The sequence below is a fragment of the Pseudomonas sp. zfem002 genome (genome assembly GCF_032621685.1).
In the GTDB taxonomy this organism is placed as follows: Bacteria; Pseudomonadota; Gammaproteobacteria; order Pseudomonadales; family Pseudomonadaceae; genus Aquipseudomonas; species Aquipseudomonas japonica.
This window is the reverse complement of the sequence record NZ_JAVYJH010000003.1, coordinates 146,088-161,501: the sequence shown is the minus strand read 5'-3', so window position 1 is coordinate 161,501 and position 15,414 is coordinate 146,088. Positions and strand designations below refer to the sequence as shown.

Annotated in this window: 15 protein-coding genes; 5 read left to right on the top strand and 10 right to left on the bottom strand. The window is 64.5% G+C overall.

The window, feature by feature from the left end:
- Positions 1-109: 109 nt before the first annotated feature.
- Entirely contained in the window at positions 110-1,135 is a 1,026-nt protein-coding gene (locus tag RTI28_RS06620) for a quinone-dependent dihydroorotate dehydrogenase (protein WP_316919708.1), read from the bottom strand.
- Positions 1,136-1,292: 157 nt separating this feature from the next.
- On the opposite strand from RTI28_RS06620, the gene RTI28_RS06615 reads away from it, so the two are divergent.
- The 5 genes from RTI28_RS06615 (at position 1,293) to cobA (ending at position 6,875) form a co-directional block, all read left to right on the top strand.
- Complete coding sequence (locus RTI28_RS06615; protein WP_316919707.1) at positions 1,293-2,483, top strand: CmpA/NrtA family ABC transporter substrate-binding protein; 1,191 nt, start codon at positions 1,293-1,295, stop codon at positions 2,481-2,483.
- 14 nt (positions 2,484-2,497) lie between these two features.
- On the top strand, positions 2,498-3,073 hold the full coding sequence (locus tag RTI28_RS06610; RefSeq protein ID WP_316919706.1) for an ANTAR domain-containing response regulator: 576 nt from the start codon (positions 2,498-2,500) through the stop codon (positions 3,071-3,073).
- Between the two features lie 147 nt (positions 3,074-3,220).
- The gene (locus tag RTI28_RS06605; protein ID WP_316919705.1) at positions 3,221-4,432 is read left to right on the top strand and encodes a nitrate/nitrite transporter; all 1,212 of its coding nucleotides are present in this window, start codon (positions 3,221-3,223) and stop codon (positions 4,430-4,432) included.
- On the top strand, positions 4,432-6,102 hold the full coding sequence (locus tag RTI28_RS06600) for a bifunctional protein-serine/threonine kinase/phosphatase (protein WP_316919704.1): 1,671 nt from the start codon (positions 4,432-4,434) through the stop codon (positions 6,100-6,102). The genes RTI28_RS06605 and RTI28_RS06600 overlap by 1 nt, the downstream gene beginning before the upstream one ends.
- Positions 6,103-6,131: 29 nt before the next feature.
- Positions 6,132-6,875 (top strand): uroporphyrinogen-III C-methyltransferase, encoded by a 744-nt coding sequence (cobA, locus tag RTI28_RS06595; RefSeq protein WP_316919703.1) that lies wholly within the window; start codon positions 6,132-6,134, stop codon positions 6,873-6,875.
- Between the two features lie 66 nt (positions 6,876-6,941).
- On the opposite strand, the gene RTI28_RS06590 is transcribed toward cobA, so the two are convergent.
- From RTI28_RS06590 to ppsA, 9 genes are all read right to left on the bottom strand, one after another.
- On the bottom strand, positions 6,942-7,982 hold the full coding sequence (locus RTI28_RS06590) for an OmpA family protein (RefSeq protein ID WP_316919702.1): 1,041 nt from the start codon (positions 7,980-7,982) through the stop codon (positions 6,942-6,944).
- Positions 7,983-8,092: 110 nt separating this feature from the next.
- Positions 8,093-8,683 carry an RNA polymerase sigma factor SigX gene (gene sigX, locus RTI28_RS06585; protein ID WP_316919701.1) on the bottom strand — a complete coding sequence of 197 codons (591 nt, stop codon included), beginning with the start codon at positions 8,681-8,683 and terminating at the stop codon, positions 8,093-8,095.
- 88 nt (positions 8,684-8,771) lie between these two features.
- The gene (locus tag RTI28_RS06580; protein WP_042124227.1) at positions 8,772-9,596 is read right to left on the bottom strand and encodes a mechanosensitive ion channel family protein; all 825 of its coding nucleotides are present in this window, start codon (positions 9,594-9,596) and stop codon (positions 8,772-8,774) included.
- A gap of 2 nt (positions 9,597-9,598) precedes the next feature.
- Entirely contained in the window at positions 9,599-9,847 is a 249-nt protein-coding gene (locus RTI28_RS06575; RefSeq protein ID WP_170946401.1) for a CrfX protein, read from the bottom strand.
- A gap of 94 nt (positions 9,848-9,941) precedes the next feature.
- Positions 9,942-10,937, bottom strand: a complete 996-nt coding sequence (locus tag RTI28_RS06570) for a zinc transporter ZntB (RefSeq protein ID WP_316919700.1) — start codon at positions 10,935-10,937, stop codon at positions 9,942-9,944.
- Between the two features lie 27 nt (positions 10,938-10,964).
- Positions 10,965-11,453, bottom strand: a complete 489-nt coding sequence (rraA, locus tag RTI28_RS06565) for a ribonuclease E activity regulator RraA (RefSeq protein ID WP_316919699.1) — start codon at positions 11,451-11,453, stop codon at positions 10,965-10,967.
- A 93-nt stretch (positions 11,454-11,546) separates the two neighbouring features.
- Complete coding sequence (locus RTI28_RS06560; protein ID WP_316919698.1) at positions 11,547-11,846, bottom strand: Rieske (2Fe-2S) protein; 300 nt, start codon at positions 11,844-11,846, stop codon at positions 11,547-11,549.
- A gap of 51 nt (positions 11,847-11,897) precedes the next feature.
- Positions 11,898-12,896: an alpha/beta fold hydrolase gene (locus tag RTI28_RS06555; RefSeq protein ID WP_316919697.1), complete on the bottom strand. Its 999-nt coding sequence runs from the start codon at positions 12,894-12,896 to the stop codon at positions 11,898-11,900.
- Positions 12,897-13,002: 106 nt separating this feature from the next.
- A complete protein-coding gene (ppsA, locus tag RTI28_RS06550; protein WP_316919696.1) occupies positions 13,003-15,378 on the bottom strand; it encodes a phosphoenolpyruvate synthase in 2,376 nt (791 codons plus the stop codon).
- Positions 15,379-15,414 lie beyond the last annotated feature (36 nt).

The following is a 15,414-nucleotide window of genomic DNA, read 5'->3' as shown; positions in this document are numbered from 1 at the left end:
CTTGACCGAATAACCGTTTCACATGCGCGCCCTATCCGGGCGGCGGGCTTCGGCCCAGGGGGCCCCTTGATGGGGCCCTTTTTTATGCCCGCATCTTTATGCCCGTGAGTCAGCGCCCCGGCATGGCGGCGATGGCGTCCACCGCCTCGCGGATCAGTGCCGGGCCCTTGTAGATGAAACCGGAATAGATCTGCACCAGGCTCGCACCCGCGGCGATCTTCTCGGCGGCATGGCGCCCCTCGGTGATTCCGCCGGCGGCGATGATCGGCATGCGACCCGCCAGTTCCCCGGCCAGGACCTTCACCGTATGGGTGCTCTTGTCACGCACCGGAGCACCGGACAGGCCACCGGCCTCGTCGGCGTGATGCAGGCCTTCGACACCTTCACGGCTGAGAGTGGTGTTGGTCGCGATCACCGCGTCCATTCCAGAATCCAGCAGGGCCGCGGCCACCAGTGCGGTTTCCTCGTCGGTCATGTCCGGGGCGATCTTGATTGCCAGCGGTACGCGCTTGCCATGCGCCAGGGCCAGTTCCTCGCGGCGCACGGCCAGCTCTTCGAGCAGTTGCTTGAGCGAATCGCCGAACTGCAGGCTGCGCAGGCCCGGGGTGTTGGGCGAGCTGACGTTGACGGTGATGTAGCTCGCCTGGGCGTAGACCTTGTTCAGGCAGATCAGGTAGTCGTCCACCGCGCGCTCGACGGGGGTGTCGAAGTTCTTGCCGATATTGATGCCCAGCACGCCCTTGTAGCGGGATGCCCGGACCCGGTCGAGCAGGTTGTCCACACCCAGGTTGTTGAAGCCCATGCGGTTGATGATCGCCTCGGCTTCCGGCAGACGGAACAGCCGCGGCTTCGGATTGCCCGGCTGCGGACGCGGGGTCACGGTGCCGATCTCGACGAAACCGAAGCCCAGTTGGCCGAAACCATCGATGGCCGCGCCGTTCTTGTCCAGGCCGGCGGCCAGCCCCACCGGATTGGCGAACTCCAGGCCCATGACCGTCACCGGCAAGCGCGCCGGCGCCTTGGTCAACAGTCCGTTGAGGCCCAGACGGCCGCCAGCGCCGATCAGGTCGAGCGACAGGTCGTGGGACGTTTCCGGGGACAGTTTGAACAACAGCTGGCGGGCCAGGTTATACATGGGCGGGCTTGGCTCAAGATTTGGAGAGGTGGCGATTATAGCCACGCCGGGGTTTCGGCGACAGGGCCTTGGCATATGGGTTGCTTGGATGGTTGCCACGCGGTCGGCGTGTTCAGCGCGCCGGCCAACGCTTTATCTGCCGGGCGACTGCATTGCGATGACTGATATCTCCCCCACCCCACTGGCCTGGCTGCATGGCAGCGACGCGCCGGAAAAGACCAGCCTGAACATCGGCTTCATGGCCCTGAGCGACTGCGCCCCGCTGGTGGTCGCGGCGACCCAGGGCTTTGCCCAGCCCCATGGCCTGAGCCTGAACCTCAAGCGCCAGAGCTCCTGGGCCGGCTTGCGCGACGGCCTGCTCAGCGGCGAGCTGGATGCCGCGCACTGCCTGTACGGCCTGACCTACGCCGTTCACCTGGGCATCGGCGGCGTCGCGGCGACGCCGATGGCGGTGCTGATGGGCCTGAACCACAACGGCCAGGGCATCAACCTCTCCCCCGCGCTCCAGGCCCAGGGCGTGACCAATCCGGAAGCACTGCAGCGTCACGTGCACCAAAGTCGGACAAAACTGACCTTCGCCCAGACCTTTCCCACCGGCACCCACGCCATGTGGCTGTATTACTGGCTCGCCAGCCAGGGCATCCACCCCCTGCGCGACGTCAACAGCGTGGTGGTCCCACCGGCGCAGATGCTCGCCCACCTGCGCGCCGGGCGCATCGACGGCTTCTGCGTCGGCGAACCCTGGTCGGCGGACGCGGTGAACCAGGGCATGGGCTTTACCCTGGCGACCAGCCAGTCGATCTGGCCCGAGCATCCGGAAAAGGTCCTCGGCGCCACCCGCAGCTTCGTCGAGCACTACCCCAACACCGCGCGGGCACTGGTGGCCTCGGTACTCGCGGCGAGCCGCTTCATCGAGGCCAGCCAGGAGAATCGGCGCGCCACCGCGCAATTGCTCAGCGCACCGCCCTATCTCGATGCACCGTTGACGACCATCGAGCCACGCATGCTCGGCGACTACGAGGACGGTCTCGGCAACCGCTGGCACGATCCTCACGCCCTCAGCCTGCACAACTATGGCAAGAGCAACGTGCCGTACCTGTCCGACGGCATGTGGTTCATGACCCAGTTCCGCCGCTGGGGCCTGCTGCGCGACGATCCGGACTACCTCGAGGTGGCGCGCCAGGTCCAGCAACTGAGCCTGTACCGTGACGCCGCCATCAGCCTGGGCATCGACTGTCCCGTGGAATCCATGCGCAGCAGCCGGCTGATCGACGGCACGGTCTGGGATGGCTCGGATCCCCGCGGCTATGCCCATGGCTTCAGCCTGCACGCCCTGAGCGACGCCTGACCGGAGCTGCCGACATGTTGCGAATCCTGTTGATCGACGACACCGAGAAAAAGGTCGGCCGCCTGCGCGCAGCGCTGGTGGAAGCCGGTTTCGAGGTGATCGAGGAATCCGGCCTGACCATCGACCTGCCGGCGCGCGTCGAAACGGTGCGTCCGGATGTGATTCTGATCGATACCGAGTCACCCGGCCGTGATGTCATGGACCAGGTGGTGCTGGTCAGCCGCGATCTGCCCAGGCCGATCGTGATGTTCACCGACGAGCACGATCCCGGCGTCATGCGCCGGGCAATCCAGGCCGGGGTCAGCGCCTACATCGTCGAGGGCATCCATGCCCGTCGCCTGCAGCCGATCCTCGACGTGGCCATGGCCCGCTTCGAGAGCGACCAGGCGCTCAAGGCCCAGCTCCAGGCCCGCGACCAGCAACTGGCGGAGCGCAAGCGCATCGAGCTGGCCAAGGGCATGCTGATGAAGATGAGGCAGTGCGACGAGGAACAGGCCTACACCCTGATGCGCCGCCAGGCCATGAGCAAGCAGCAGAAACTGATCCAGGTGGCGGAGCAGATCATCGCCATGAGCGAGATGCTGGGCTGAGGCGACATCTGGCCCGCCTCTTGCTTTGACTCACCCCGGTAGCCAACGGCGGTTGCCCATATTCCTCGACAAAGACGTCGCTCTCCCCCTCGCACCACGCGGGCAGGGAAGCGACGTCTTTTTGTTTCAGCCCCCGTGAGGTGTCCAATGAATACGAGCTTCTGGAAATCCGGGCATGTCCCGACCCTGTTCGCCGCGTTCCTCTACTTCGATCTGAGCTTCATGGTCTGGTACCTGCTCGGCCCGCTGGCGGTGCAGATCGCCGCCGACCTGCAACTGACCACGCAACAACGCGGGCTGATGGTGGCCACGCCGATCCTGGCCGGCGCGGTGCTGCGCTTCATCATGGGCATCCTGGTGGATCGCCTGTCGCCGAAGACCGCCGGGCTGATCGGCCAGGTGATCGTCATCGTCGCGCTGTTCTGCGCCTGGAAGCTGGGCATCGACAGTTATTCACAGGCCCTGCTGCTGGGCGTGTTCCTCGGTGTGGCCGGGGCGTCCTTCGCCGTCTCCCTGCCGCTGGCCTCGCAGTGGTATCCGCCACAGCACCAGGGCAAGGCCATGGGCATCGCCGGCGCGGGCAACTCCGGCACGGTGTTCGCCGCGCTGCTGGCCCCGGTGCTGGCCGCAGCCTACGGCTGGAACAACGTGTTCGGCTTCGCCGTGCTGCCGCTGCTGCTGACCCTGGTGCTGTTCGCCCTGTTCGCGCGCAATGCCCCGCAGCGGCCCAAAGCCAAGGCCATGGCCGACTACCTCAAGGCCCTGGGCGACCGCGACAGCTGGTGGTTCATGTTCTTCTACAGCGTCACCTTCGGCGGCTTCATCGGCCTGGCCAGCGCCCTGCCCGGCTATTTCAACGACCAGTACGGCCTCGACCCGGTCAAGGCCGGCTACTACACCGCCGCCTGCGTCTTCGCCGGCAGCCTGATGCGCCCGCTGGGCGGCGCCCTGGCCGACCGCTTCGGCGGTATCCGCACCCTGCTGGCGATGTACAGCGTGGCGGCCATCTGCATCGCCGCGGTGGGCTTCAACCTGCCCAGCTCGGTGGCAGCGCTGGGGCTCTTCGTCAGCGCCATGCTCGGCCTCGGTGCGGGTAACGGCGCGGTGTTCCAGCTGGTCCCGCAACGCTTCCGCCAGGAGATCGGGGTGATGACCGGGCTGATCGGCATGGCCGGCGGCATCGGTGGTTTCCTCCTCGCCGCTGGCCTGGGCACCATCAAGCAATACAGCGGTGACTACCAGCTGGGCCTGTGGCTGTTCGCCAGCCTCGGTGTCCTGGCCTGGTTCGGCCTGCACGGGGTCAAACGCCGCTGGCGCACCACCTGGGGCTCGGCGGCCGTGACCGCGGCGCGCGTCTGATGAGCCTGCGCCTGAGCTTCGCCCAGGCCAGCGCCAGCGGGCCGCGGGAGGAAAACCAGGACGCCACGCGCCTGGTCACCCCCGCGGCGGAACTGGCCGCGAGCAAGGGCTACCTGTTCGCCCTTGCCGACGGCGTCAGCCAGTGCGCCGATGGCGGCCTGGCCGCGCGGGCCAGCCTGCAGGCGCTGGCCATGGACTACTACGCCACGCCGCCGACCTGGGGCGTGGCCCAGGCCCTGGACCGTCTGCTGCTGGCCCAGAACCGCTGGCTGCGCGCCAATGGCGGCGGCCAACCGCTGCTCACCACCCTCAGCGCCCTGGTGCTGCGCGGACTGCGCTTCACCCTGGCGCATGTCGGGGATTGCCGGGCCTATCGCTGGCATGACGGACAACTGCAGCGGCTCAGCCAGGACCATGTCTGGGACCAGCCGGGCATGCAGCATGTGCTCAAGCGGGCCCTCGGCCTGGATGAACACCTGCTGGTGGACTATCTGGAAGGCGAGTTGCGCCGCGGGGAAAGCTTCGTCCTGCTCAGCGACGGGGTCTGGAGCGTGCTGGATGATCGGCAGATCGCCAGCGTGCTGCGGGAAACCCCGGACCTCGACGAGGCCAGCGCCACCCTGGTGCGCATGGCCCACATGGCCGGCAGCCAGGACAACGCCAGCGCGGTACTGGTGCGGGTCGACGAGCCTGGCGCGGCCAGTCTCGGCGATACCCTCGCGCAGTTGCAGCAATGGCCGCTGCCCCCCGCACTGCGTCCCGGCCAGGCGTTCGAAGGCTGGCAGGTGGAGGCGCTGCTGGGGCAGAGCCGGCAATCCCTGCTCTACCGCGTGCGCGACCGCCAGCAGCAGGCCTGGCTGCTGAAGACCCTCCCCGCGCAGCGCGACCAGGACACCCTGGCGCAGCAAAGCCTGCTGATGGAGGAATGGTTTCTGCGCCGGGTCGCCGGGCGCTGCTTCCCCGAGGTCCACCCCGGCAACCAGCGCCAGCACCTGTACTACCTGATGCGCGAGCATTCAGGGCTGACCCTGGGTCAGCGCTTCGCCCAGCAAGGCCCGCTGTCGCTGCCGGAATGGCTGGATATCGCCCAGCAGAGCCTGCGCGCGATCGGCATCCTGCACCGGCGCAACATCCTCCATCGCGACATCAAACCGGACAACCTGCACCTGGGCGACGACGGCCAGGTGCGCCTGCTGGACTTCGGCCTGGCGTACTGCCCCGGCCTTTCCCAGGACAGCGCCCATGACCTGCCCGGCACACCGTCCTTCATCGCTCCGGAAGCGTTCGAGGGCGCGGCACCGACGGCGCAACAGGACCTGTATGCCCTGGGCGTCACCCTGTTCTGGCTGCTCACCGGACAGTACCCCTACGGCGAGATCGAAGCCTTCCAGCATCCGCGTTTCGGCACCCCCGCGAGCGCGGCGAGGCTGCGTCCCGACCTGCCGGAATGGCTTGAGCGCAACCTCGCCCAGGCGCTGGCGCGCGACCCGCGGCAACGCTTCGAAACCGCCGAGCAATGGCTGCTGCAGCTGGAACAGGGCGAACACCAGCCCATGCCCCTGCGGCCACGCCCCTTGCTGGAACGTGAACCCCTGAAGGTCTGGCGCACCCTGGCCCTGCTGTCCCTGCTGCTCAACCTGATTCTGCTGATCGGCCTGTTCAAAGGCTGACAGTCCCTGACCTGACGAGGAATGCCCCGATGAATGCAAAAGTCTGGCTGGTAGGTGCTGGCCCCGGCGATCCCGAACTGCTCACCCTGAAAGCGGTGCGCGCCATCGCCCAGGCCGATGTGGTGATGCTGGATGACCTGGTCAACCCGGCAGTCCTCGAACACTGCCCGCAGGCACGGGTGATCCGCGTCGGCAAACGCGGTGGCTGCCGCTCGACGCCACAGTCGTTCATTCAGCGCCTGATGCTGCGCCACGCGCGCCAGGGCCGCTGCGTGGTTCGCCTGAAGGGCGGCGATCCGTGCATCTTCGGTCGGGGCGGCGAGGAAGCCGAGTGGCTTGAGGCACGAGGTGTGGAAGTGGAACTGGTGAACGGCATCACCGCCGGGCTCGCCGGCGCGACACGCTGCGGTATTCCGCTCACCTTGCGCGGAGTGAGTCGCGGCGTGACGCTGGTCACAGCGCATACCCAGGACGACAGCCCGCTGAACTGGCACGGCCTGGCGCAAAGCGGTATGACTCTGGTGGTGTACATGGGCGTAGCCCGGCTGCGGGAGATCCAGCAAGGCCTGCTGGCGGCCGGCATGGCAGCACAGATGCCCGTGGCGATGATCGAGAACGCCTCCCTGCCCGGGCAACGGGAATGCCGCAGCCAGTTGCAGCACATGGACCAGGACGCCGCGGCGTTCGCCCTGCAGAGCCCGGCCATTCTGGTCATCGGTGAGGTGGCGGGGGCAGCCTCTGCCCTGCTGGAACTGCAGCAAGCAGCGATCTGAAAAGGTAAATCGCAGGCAAAGAAAAGCCCGGCCGAAGCCGGGCTTTTCAGTAGTGCGTCAGACCAATTACTTGGCTTGAGCTTCTACTTGAGCTTCAACGCGACGGTTGACAGCGCGACCAGCTTCGGTGGCGTTGTCGGCAACCGGACGGGACTCACCGTAGCCAACCGACTGAACGCGGCCCGGCTCAACACCGTACTGTTCGGTCAGCACGTTCTTGACTGCCTTGGCGCGACGGTCGGACAGCTTCTGGTTGTAAGCGTCGGTACCAACGGAGTCGGTGTGACCTTCAACGGTGGTGGTGGTTTGTGGGTACTGCTTCATGAAGTCAGCCAGGTTCTTGATGTCGCCGTAGCTGTTTGGCTTCACGACCGACTTGTCGAAGTCGAACTTGACGTCCAGCTCAACGCGAACGACTTCGGCAACAGCCGGGCAGCCGTCGGCGTCAACGGTAACGTTGGCCGGGGTGTCAGGGCACTTGTCGACGTTGTCGCAGACGCCGTCGTTGTCGCTGTCGGAGCAGACTTCAGCAACTGGAGCCGGAGCTGGAGCAGCGGCAGGCTTGGTGCTGCCACCGAAGTTCAGGCCGATACCGACGGTAGGCGCCCACTCGGTGTTGCCGTTGTCGATGTTGTATTGAGCTTGAACGCCAGCACGAGCGAAGAAGTTGTCGGTGATGTACCACTTGGCACCGGCGCCCAGGTTGGCGAAGGTGGAGTGGTCACGGCCGCCACGAGTGGCCTGGCCCAGGCTTTCGTGGGCGAAACCGGCGGAAACGTATGGACGCAGACCAGCTTCAGGAGCGCCGAAGTGGTAAGTCGCGTCGAGACCGGTTTTCGAGCCTTTGATGTCCTTGTTGAACACTTCACCACGAGCGTTGTGAGTCTCGTTGTAGTTCAGGTCCAGGGACACATCGTCGGTCAGGAAGTAGCCGAGACGAACACCAGGATTGGTGCCATCATTCTTGAAGTTACGTTCGCTATCGTAGTACTGCTTAGTGACGTTACCTTCAATCTCGACCGCGCCTTGGCCTTGTGCCAGTGCGCCGAAGGAAGTTGCGGCAACAAGAGAACCAATGGCCAAGCCCAAGGTGTTTTTCAATTTCATCCGTTAAATCCCCATTTGGTGATTGTTAAGCAGTCCCCACCAATTCCGGGGGACAACTCGACGGCAAGTTTAGCAGAACTCACCGGGTCGTTAGAGAAAATTCCGTAGGACTAAGTTTCAATCTGTCCGGAAAATTTCTCGCGAAGCTTGTCCAGCGCACGCTTGTAGCGCATTTTCGTTGCGCTCAAGCCCATATGCATGATGTCGGCGATTTCCTGGAATTCCAGCTCTGCGACAAATCGTAGCACCAGGATTTCCCGATCGATGGGATTCACATGAACCAGCCACCGATCCAATCCGCCCTTCTCTTCCGGCTTCGGCGATTTCTCTTCTGAAGCTTCTTCCACCGGATCGAGACTCAGGGCATCCATCAACCGCCGCTTGCGCCGCTCCTTGCGGTACTGGGTTATGCACTCGTTGTAGGTGATGCTGTAGAGCCAGGTCTTGAACTTGGATTTGCCCTCGAAGTTCTTCAGACCGTACAGGACCTTCAGCATCACCTCCTGACAGACATCATCGGCATCCCGATCGTTCCCGAGATAGCGCGCGCAAACGTTAAAAAGTGTGCGCTGATAGCGCCTCATGAGCTCTTCATAGGCGCGGGTGACGTGAAATAGCTCCTCATGCGAACGCGCCACCAACTCCTCATCAGTGAGTTCGCGGGGATCGTAACGCATGGGCAGCGGGGTGACTTTATTCAAAACAAATCAGGCCGACAGTCAGGTATTCGTCGCCGCCCGCCCGGGAGGGGCGATTTCGCGGCGGCATACATTAACAGGATTTGCCCGGTTAGCGGCTACTGACACGCTGCTCCAGCAGGGTCCGGTTGGACAGCGACACCAAATCGCCATCATCGGTCAGTACCACCGTCTTGACCGTGCCGATCTCTTCGATCTGGCCTTCGACGTCGCCAATCCGCACATCCTGACCGACTTGATAGAGCTCGCGGACATAGATACCGGCAATGATCTGCCCGGCAATTTCCCGACTGCCGAGGCCCATGGCCAGGGCCACGGCCAGACCAACGGTAATCAGGCCGATGACGATAACATGGTTGAGCAGGTCGGTTTTCACCTCCAGCTGGCTGATCGCCACCGAGATGCTGATGATGATCACCAGGCCCTGGGCGATGCGGCCGATACCCGCCGCATATTCCAGGCCGATACCCTCGGCGGCGCCCCGCACCAGGCCATTGGCGAACTGCGCCAGGAGCAGGCCGCAGAGCAGCACCAGAGCGCCGCCGAAGACTTTCGGCAGGTACAGGGCGAGCATGTCGAGCGTGGCGGAAACCCGCTCCAGGCCGAGGGATTCAGCCGCGGAGACGAGGAATACCAGGAGCACGAACCAGTAGACGATCTTGCCGATCAGGGTCGAGATCGGCACCTGGATACCCACGCGGCTGAGCATCTTGGTCAGGCCAGTGCCCGCCATCAGGCGATCGAGGCCGAGCTTGGCCAGCAGTTTGGACAGCAGGGTGTCGAGCAGCTTGGCCACGACGAAGCCGAGCAGCACGACCACCAGGGCGCCAAACAGGTTGGGGATGAAGTTCGCGACTTTGGTCCACAACGCGGTCATCGCAGCGACCAGGCTCTGGGTCCAGAGATCAAGTTCCATATTCAATCGGCCTTATCAGCTTTGGAAGCGGTGCGGCGAACCGGCGCGACATGCGCCGAGCCATTGTTGATGGCGATCATCAGCGCCTGGCTCCAGCGGCCAAGCAGGCTGAACAGATCGCCGGCGCCGACCTGGCGGTTGGCGGTTTTCAGGACACGCCCGAGGCAGGCATCATCGTCCCGGTCCTGGCCGGAAGGCGACGCCTTGAGCATGTCTCGCAGGGATTGTTCAAACGGATCGTGCATGGGCACCTCGCGCAATGTCTGTCAAAGACGAGACGCCCGTGCCACGGGTCACATGAACAATTCGCACGGGGGTCGGGAATGAATTCGTCAAGATCGCTTCTCACACCCAGCGCAGGCGGCGGAACAGCCACCATTGCCCGAGGGCCAGGCCCAGCACCAGCAGGCTGGCGTAGAGGAAGCCGAAGGGACTGTCGGAGCCGGGAATGCCGCCGACATTGATGCCGAGCAGACCGGTGACGAAGCTCATCGGCAGGAAAATGCAGGTGATGATGCCGAAGCGGTACATGGTCCGGTTCATCCGTTCGTTGAGACGACGGTCCTCGCTCTCCAGGACCAGCGCCACCCGCTCGCGGGTAAGTTCCAGCTCTTCCAGGTAACGGATCAGGCTGTTGTTCAGCTCGTTCCAGTAGTCCGCGTCGTCCTCGACGAACCACGGCCACTTGTTGCGCGCCAGTTGCGCGTAGATTTCCCGCTGCGGCGCAAGGAACCGGCGCAGCCCGGCGGCACGCCGGCGCATCTGCTGCAAGGCGCCGTGTTCCGGGGTGTAGCGCTCGTCGGCTTCGAGTTTTTCTTCCTCGTCGTCGACCAGTTCCGAAAGGTCGGAAACCACCGCCTGGATCTTGTCCGTCAGCAACTGCGCCAGGCTCAGCAGCAATTCCGACGCGGTGCGCGGACCCCGGCCCTCATCCAGTTGCTGCAACAGCTCGTCGGTGGCGCGCAGGGGCCGCAGACGCAGGGAAATCACCCGCTGGGCCTGGGCGAAGATGCGTACCGAGACCATGTCCTCGGGTTCGGCGCCAGGATTGAGGTTGACCCCGCGCAGAAACAGGAGCATCTGCGCATCGGGCTGCGGCAGCATGCGCGGGCGGGTGTTCTCCTCCAGCAGCAGGTCGCAGGCAAATTCGTTGAGACCGCTGTCCTGGCGCAGCCAGGTCTGGGTCTGCGGGTGCCCGCGGTCCCAGTGCAGCCAGAGGCTTTCCTCCGGCTGCAGGACCAGGGCGTCGAGTTCAGTCCGAGCGATAGGACGCGCACCGCCCCTGCCATCGAGAACCAGGGCATGAACCAGCCCCCATTGCGCGTTGTCTTCCTCGAACATCCTTACTCCATCGTCCTGTCTATCGGATCACTCGGGCATGCTCAGCGGGCTCGGCGAGATGATCACGCCGTTGTTGTCCGCGTAGAGGTACTGGCCCGGGTGGAAGGTGACACCGGCGAAGGTCACCGCGACATTGAGGTCGCCGATGCCGCGCTTGTCGGTCTTCATCGGGTGGCTGGCCAGGGCCTGCACGCCGACATCGGTCTGCGCCAGGACGTCGACGTCACGCACGCACCCATAGATCACCAGGCCTTCCCAGCCATTCTTCGCCGCCTTCTCGGCAAGCATGTCGCCCAACAGCGCACGGCGCAGCGAACCGCCACCGTCGACCACCAGGACCTTGCCCTTGCCGTCGAGATCGACCTGCTCCTTGACCAGCGAATTGTCCTCGAAGCACTTGATGGTGACGATCTCGCCGCCAAACGAGTCGCGACCACCGAAGTTGCTGAACATCGGCTCCAGCACCTGCACCAGCTCAGGGTAGGCGTCGCACAGATCGGGCGTAACGTAATGCATGGGAAACTCCTGTCAGACAGAAAAAATGGATGTCGGATTCACGATCACTGAAATGGACGAAACCTGGCAATACGGCTTTAGACCAGACTCAGGCTACACGTCGATGCCAATGCGGTCACCCTCATACGCCACCTTGTACAGGTTGAGTCCCGCACAACCCGGCTGCAGCGCCCGTCCCGAAGACAGGCTGAAGGCCAGGCCATGGCGCGGACAACGCAGCACGTCACCCTCCACGGTGGCCGCGGCCAACGGCGCGCCCTGATGCGGGCAGCGTTCGTCGATCAGCACCGGACGATTGTCCACCACCAGCAACAGCAACGCCTGGCCGTTGACCCGGAAGGCCTTGCGATAGCCATCGTGCAGATTGATCAGCCGCTCAAGGACAACGAACATGGCAAGGACCCAAAAACAGAAAGTGACCATAGAGCCGAAAAACGTCACATCTTAGCCGTTAACGGGCTCCGGCGAAACGTCCGACACCACCTGCGGCTCGATCATCGCCAGCGGATCGCGCAACCAGCGCTCCACCAGCGGCCAGACCTGAGTTTGCGCAGGCTTGCTGACCAGCATATCCACATGGCCGAAGTTGTCGAATCCCTCTTCCTTGCCCAGGCGCAGAAAACGCTTGTCGTCGCTGCCGATCTGCTCGAACAGCTTGCGACAGGCCCACACCGGGTCCTGGAAATCGCTGGCGCCAGCGACCGTCAGCACCGGCACGCGCACCTCCGCCAGGCCGGCCCACCAGTCGCGCTCCTTGTCGCCGAAACGGCCGAACAGACCGAACCAGCGCATGCTTTCGATGGCCAGGCCGATCGGCTCGTCTTCCGGACCACGCTTGAACCGCGAACCGGAAATATGCGGGAAGCGCTTGAGCAGCAGACGACTGCCCCACTCCAGCGGCGGAATCTTCAGTGGCCAGTAGGTGCGGCTGACCTGGGTGCCGAAGAACGCGGCGCTGGCGATCAGCGTCTCGTCCAGGTAGTGCCCACCCAGCGCCGCCGCCAGGGTCGTGCCGCCGAGGGAATGGCCGAGCCAGTGCGCAGGCTGGGCGGTCTGCTCGTGAACGAAGGCGGCGACGGCCGGCAGATCGTAGGCGGCATAGTCCGCGACACGATTGGCGTTGTAGTCGCGGTTGCGTGGCGACAGGCCGTGGCCGCGCATTTCCGGGATCCACACATCGAACCCGGCCCGCGCCAGATGGGCGCCGAGCCCGATGCCCCTGGGCGAAAACCAGAAGCGGCGATTGGAGAAACTGCCGTGCAGAAGGATCACCGGCACGCCCCGGACCGCATCCTGGTCGGCCATGCCAAGGCGGGTCAGCGCCAGCTCGACACTCGGGTCGGGGCTGTTGCCGGCCTTCAGGCGGTAGACGTCCTCGCTCAGGTCACCACAACGTTCGGCCCTGAGCAGGGCGACGGGAAAAAGGCTGCTGCTGCTTTGCATAGGTTTCTTGCACGAAAAAGGGCGCGTCCACTCATTGGACACGCCCTGGATAAAAGCGTCGCGACGCTCGCCGCCCGGGGACGAGGAGCGCCGCGTGTCTAGCGGATCAGACCGCGCCCTGACCTTCGGCCAGGAAGAACCAGGTCTCCAGTACGGAGTCGGGGTTCAGCGAAACGCTTTCGATGCCCTGCTCCATCAGCCACTTGGCCAGGTCCGGGTGGTCCGAAGGACCCTGGCCGCAGATGCCGATGTACTTGCCAGCCTTGTTGCACGCCTGGATGGCGTTGGCCAGCAGCTTCTTCACCGCAGGATTCCGCTCGTCGAACAGGTGCGCGATGATCCCGGAGTCGCGGTCCAGGCCCAGGGTCAGCTGGGTCAGGTCGTTGGAACCGATGGAGAAGCCGTCGAAGTACTCGAGGAACTCGTCGGCGAGGATGGCGTTGGATGGCAGTTCGCACATCATGATCACGCGCAGGCCGTTGACACCGCGACCCAGGCCGTTTTCCGCGAGCAGGTCGACGACCTGGCTGGCTTCGCCCAGGGTACGCACGAACGGCACCATGATCTCGACGTTGGTCAGGCCCATTTCGTTGCGCACACGCTTCAGCGCACGGCATTCCAGCTCGAAGCAGTCACGGAACGACTCGCTGATGTAGCGCGAGGCACCGCGGAAGCCGAGCATCGGGTTCTCTTCTTCCGGCTCGTAGAGCTTGCCGCCGATCAGGTTGGCGTATTCGTTGGACTTGAAGTCCGACAGACGCACGATGACCTTCTTCGGCCAGAACGCCGCGGCCAGGGTGCTGATGCCCTCGACCAGTTTCTCGACGTAGAAGCCGACCGGATCGTTGTAGCCGGCGATGCGCTTGTCGACGCTTTCCTTCAGCTCCTGCGGCAGGCCCGCGTAGTTCAGCAGCGCTTTGGGGTGCACGCCGATCATGCGGTTGATGATGAACTCCAGGCGCGCCAGGCCGACACCGGCGTTGGGCAACTGGGCGAAGTCGAAGGCGCGGTCCGGGTTGCCGACGTTCATCATGATCTTGAACGGCAGGTCGGGCATGGCGTCGACCGAGTTCTGACGCACATCGAAGCCCAGCTCGCCTTCGAAGATGAAGCCGGTGTCGCCTTCGGCGCAGGATACGGTGACGCCCTGGCCATCTTTCAGGACCTGGGTGGCGTTGCCGCAACCGACGACCGCCGGAATACCCAGCTCGCGGGCGATGATCGCCGCGTGGCAGGTACGTCCGCCGCGGTTGGTGACGATGGCGCTGGCGCGCTTCATCACCGGTTCCCAGTCCGGGTCGGTCATGTCGGAAACCAGCACGTCGCCCGGCTGCACCTTGTCCATCTCGGACACGTCGTGGATCACGCGGACCTTGCCGGCGCCGATGCGCTGGCCGATGGCGCGGCCTTCGACGAGGACGGTGCCCTTCTCTTTCAGCAGGTAGCGTTCCATGACGTTGGCGCTGGAACGGCTCTTCACGGTTTCCGGACGGGCCTGGACGATGTACAGCTTGCCGTCGTCGCCGTCTTTCGCCCATTCGATGTCCATCGGACGCTGGTAGTGCTTCTCGATGATCATCGCCTGCTTGGCCAGCTCGCTGACCTCGGCGTCGCTCAGGCAGAAGCGTGCGCGGTCGGCGCGGTCGACATCGACGGTCTTGACCGAACGACCGGCCTTGGCTTCCTCGCCGTAGACCATCTTGATCGCCTTGCTGCCCAGGTTGCGGCGCAGGATGGCCGGGCGGCCGGCTTCGAGGGTGTTCTTGTGGACATAGAACTCGTCCGGGTTGACCGCGCCCTGCACGACGGTTTCACCCAGGCCGTAGGCGCCGGTGATGAAGACTACGTCGCGGAAGCCCGATTCGGTGTCGAGGGTGAACATCACGCCCGCCGTTCCGGTTTCCGAACGGACCATGCGCTGCACGCCGGCGGACAGGGCCACCAGCTTGTGGTCGAAGCCCTGGTGGACGCGGTAGGAAATGGCGCGGTCGTTGAACAGCGAGGCGAACACTTCCTTGGCCGCGCGGATCACGTTGTCCACGCCGCGGATGTTCAGGAAGGTTTCCTGCTGGCCGGCGAAGGAGGCGTCCGGCAGGTCTTCGGCGGTGGCCGAGGAACGCACGGCGACGGCCATGTTGTCGTTGCCCTGGGCCATTTCGGCGAAGGCGGTGCGGATTTCCGCGTCGAGACGAGCCGGGAACTCGGCTTCCATCACCCACTGACGAATCTGCGCACCGGTCTTGGCCAGAGCGTTGACGTCATCCACGTCGAGGGCGTCGAGCGCCGCGTGGATACGGTCGTTCAGGCCGCTCTGCTCGAGGAAGTCACGGTACGCCTGAGCCGTAGTGGCAAAGCCGCCGGGAACCGATACACCGGCACCCGCGAGGTTACTGATCATCTCGCCCAGGGATGCGTTCTTGCCTCCCACATGCTCCACATCATGGACGCCGAGCTTATCGAGGGAAACTACGTACTCTACCAAGGTGATCTCTCCACTAACTGTATTGGAAAAGCTCAG

What these genes read in the sequence shown, in the direction of transcription:
- RTI28_RS06620 (WP_316919708.1), bottom strand. Translation starts at nt 1,135, where the DNA reads ATGTATAACCTGGCCCGCCAGCTGTTGTTCAAACTGTCCCCGGAAACG.
- RTI28_RS06615 (WP_316919707.1), top strand. Translation starts at nt 1,293, where the DNA reads ATGACTGATATCTCCCCCACCCCACTGGCCTGGCTGCATGGCAGCGAC.
- RTI28_RS06610 (WP_316919706.1), top strand. Translation starts at nt 2,498, where the DNA reads ATGTTGCGAATCCTGTTGATCGACGACACCGAGAAAAAGGTCGGCCGC.
- RTI28_RS06605 (WP_316919705.1), top strand. Translation starts at nt 3,221, where the DNA reads ATGAATACGAGCTTCTGGAAATCCGGGCATGTCCCGACCCTGTTCGCC.
- RTI28_RS06600 (WP_316919704.1), top strand. Translation starts at nt 4,432, where the DNA reads ATGAGCCTGCGCCTGAGCTTCGCCCAGGCCAGCGCCAGCGGGCCGCGG.
- cobA (WP_316919703.1), top strand. Translation starts at nt 6,132, where the DNA reads ATGAATGCAAAAGTCTGGCTGGTAGGTGCTGGCCCCGGCGATCCCGAA.
- RTI28_RS06590 (WP_316919702.1), bottom strand. Translation starts at nt 7,982, where the DNA reads ATGAAATTGAAAAACACCTTGGGCTTGGCCATTGGTTCTCTTGTTGCC.
- RTI28_RS06580 (WP_042124227.1), bottom strand. Translation starts at nt 9,596, where the DNA reads ATGGAACTTGATCTCTGGACCCAGAGCCTGGTCGCTGCGATGACCGCG.
- RTI28_RS06570 (WP_316919700.1), bottom strand. Translation starts at nt 10,937, where the DNA reads ATGTTCGAGGAAGACAACGCGCAATGGGGGCTGGTTCATGCCCTGGTT.
- rraA (WP_316919699.1), bottom strand. Translation starts at nt 11,453, where the DNA reads ATGCATTACGTTACGCCCGATCTGTGCGACGCCTACCCTGAGCTGGTG.
- RTI28_RS06560 (WP_316919698.1), bottom strand. Translation starts at nt 11,846, where the DNA reads ATGTTCGTTGTCCTTGAGCGGCTGATCAATCTGCACGATGGCTATCGC.
- RTI28_RS06555 (WP_316919697.1), bottom strand. Translation starts at nt 12,896, where the DNA reads ATGCAAAGCAGCAGCAGCCTTTTTCCCGTCGCCCTGCTCAGGGCCGAA.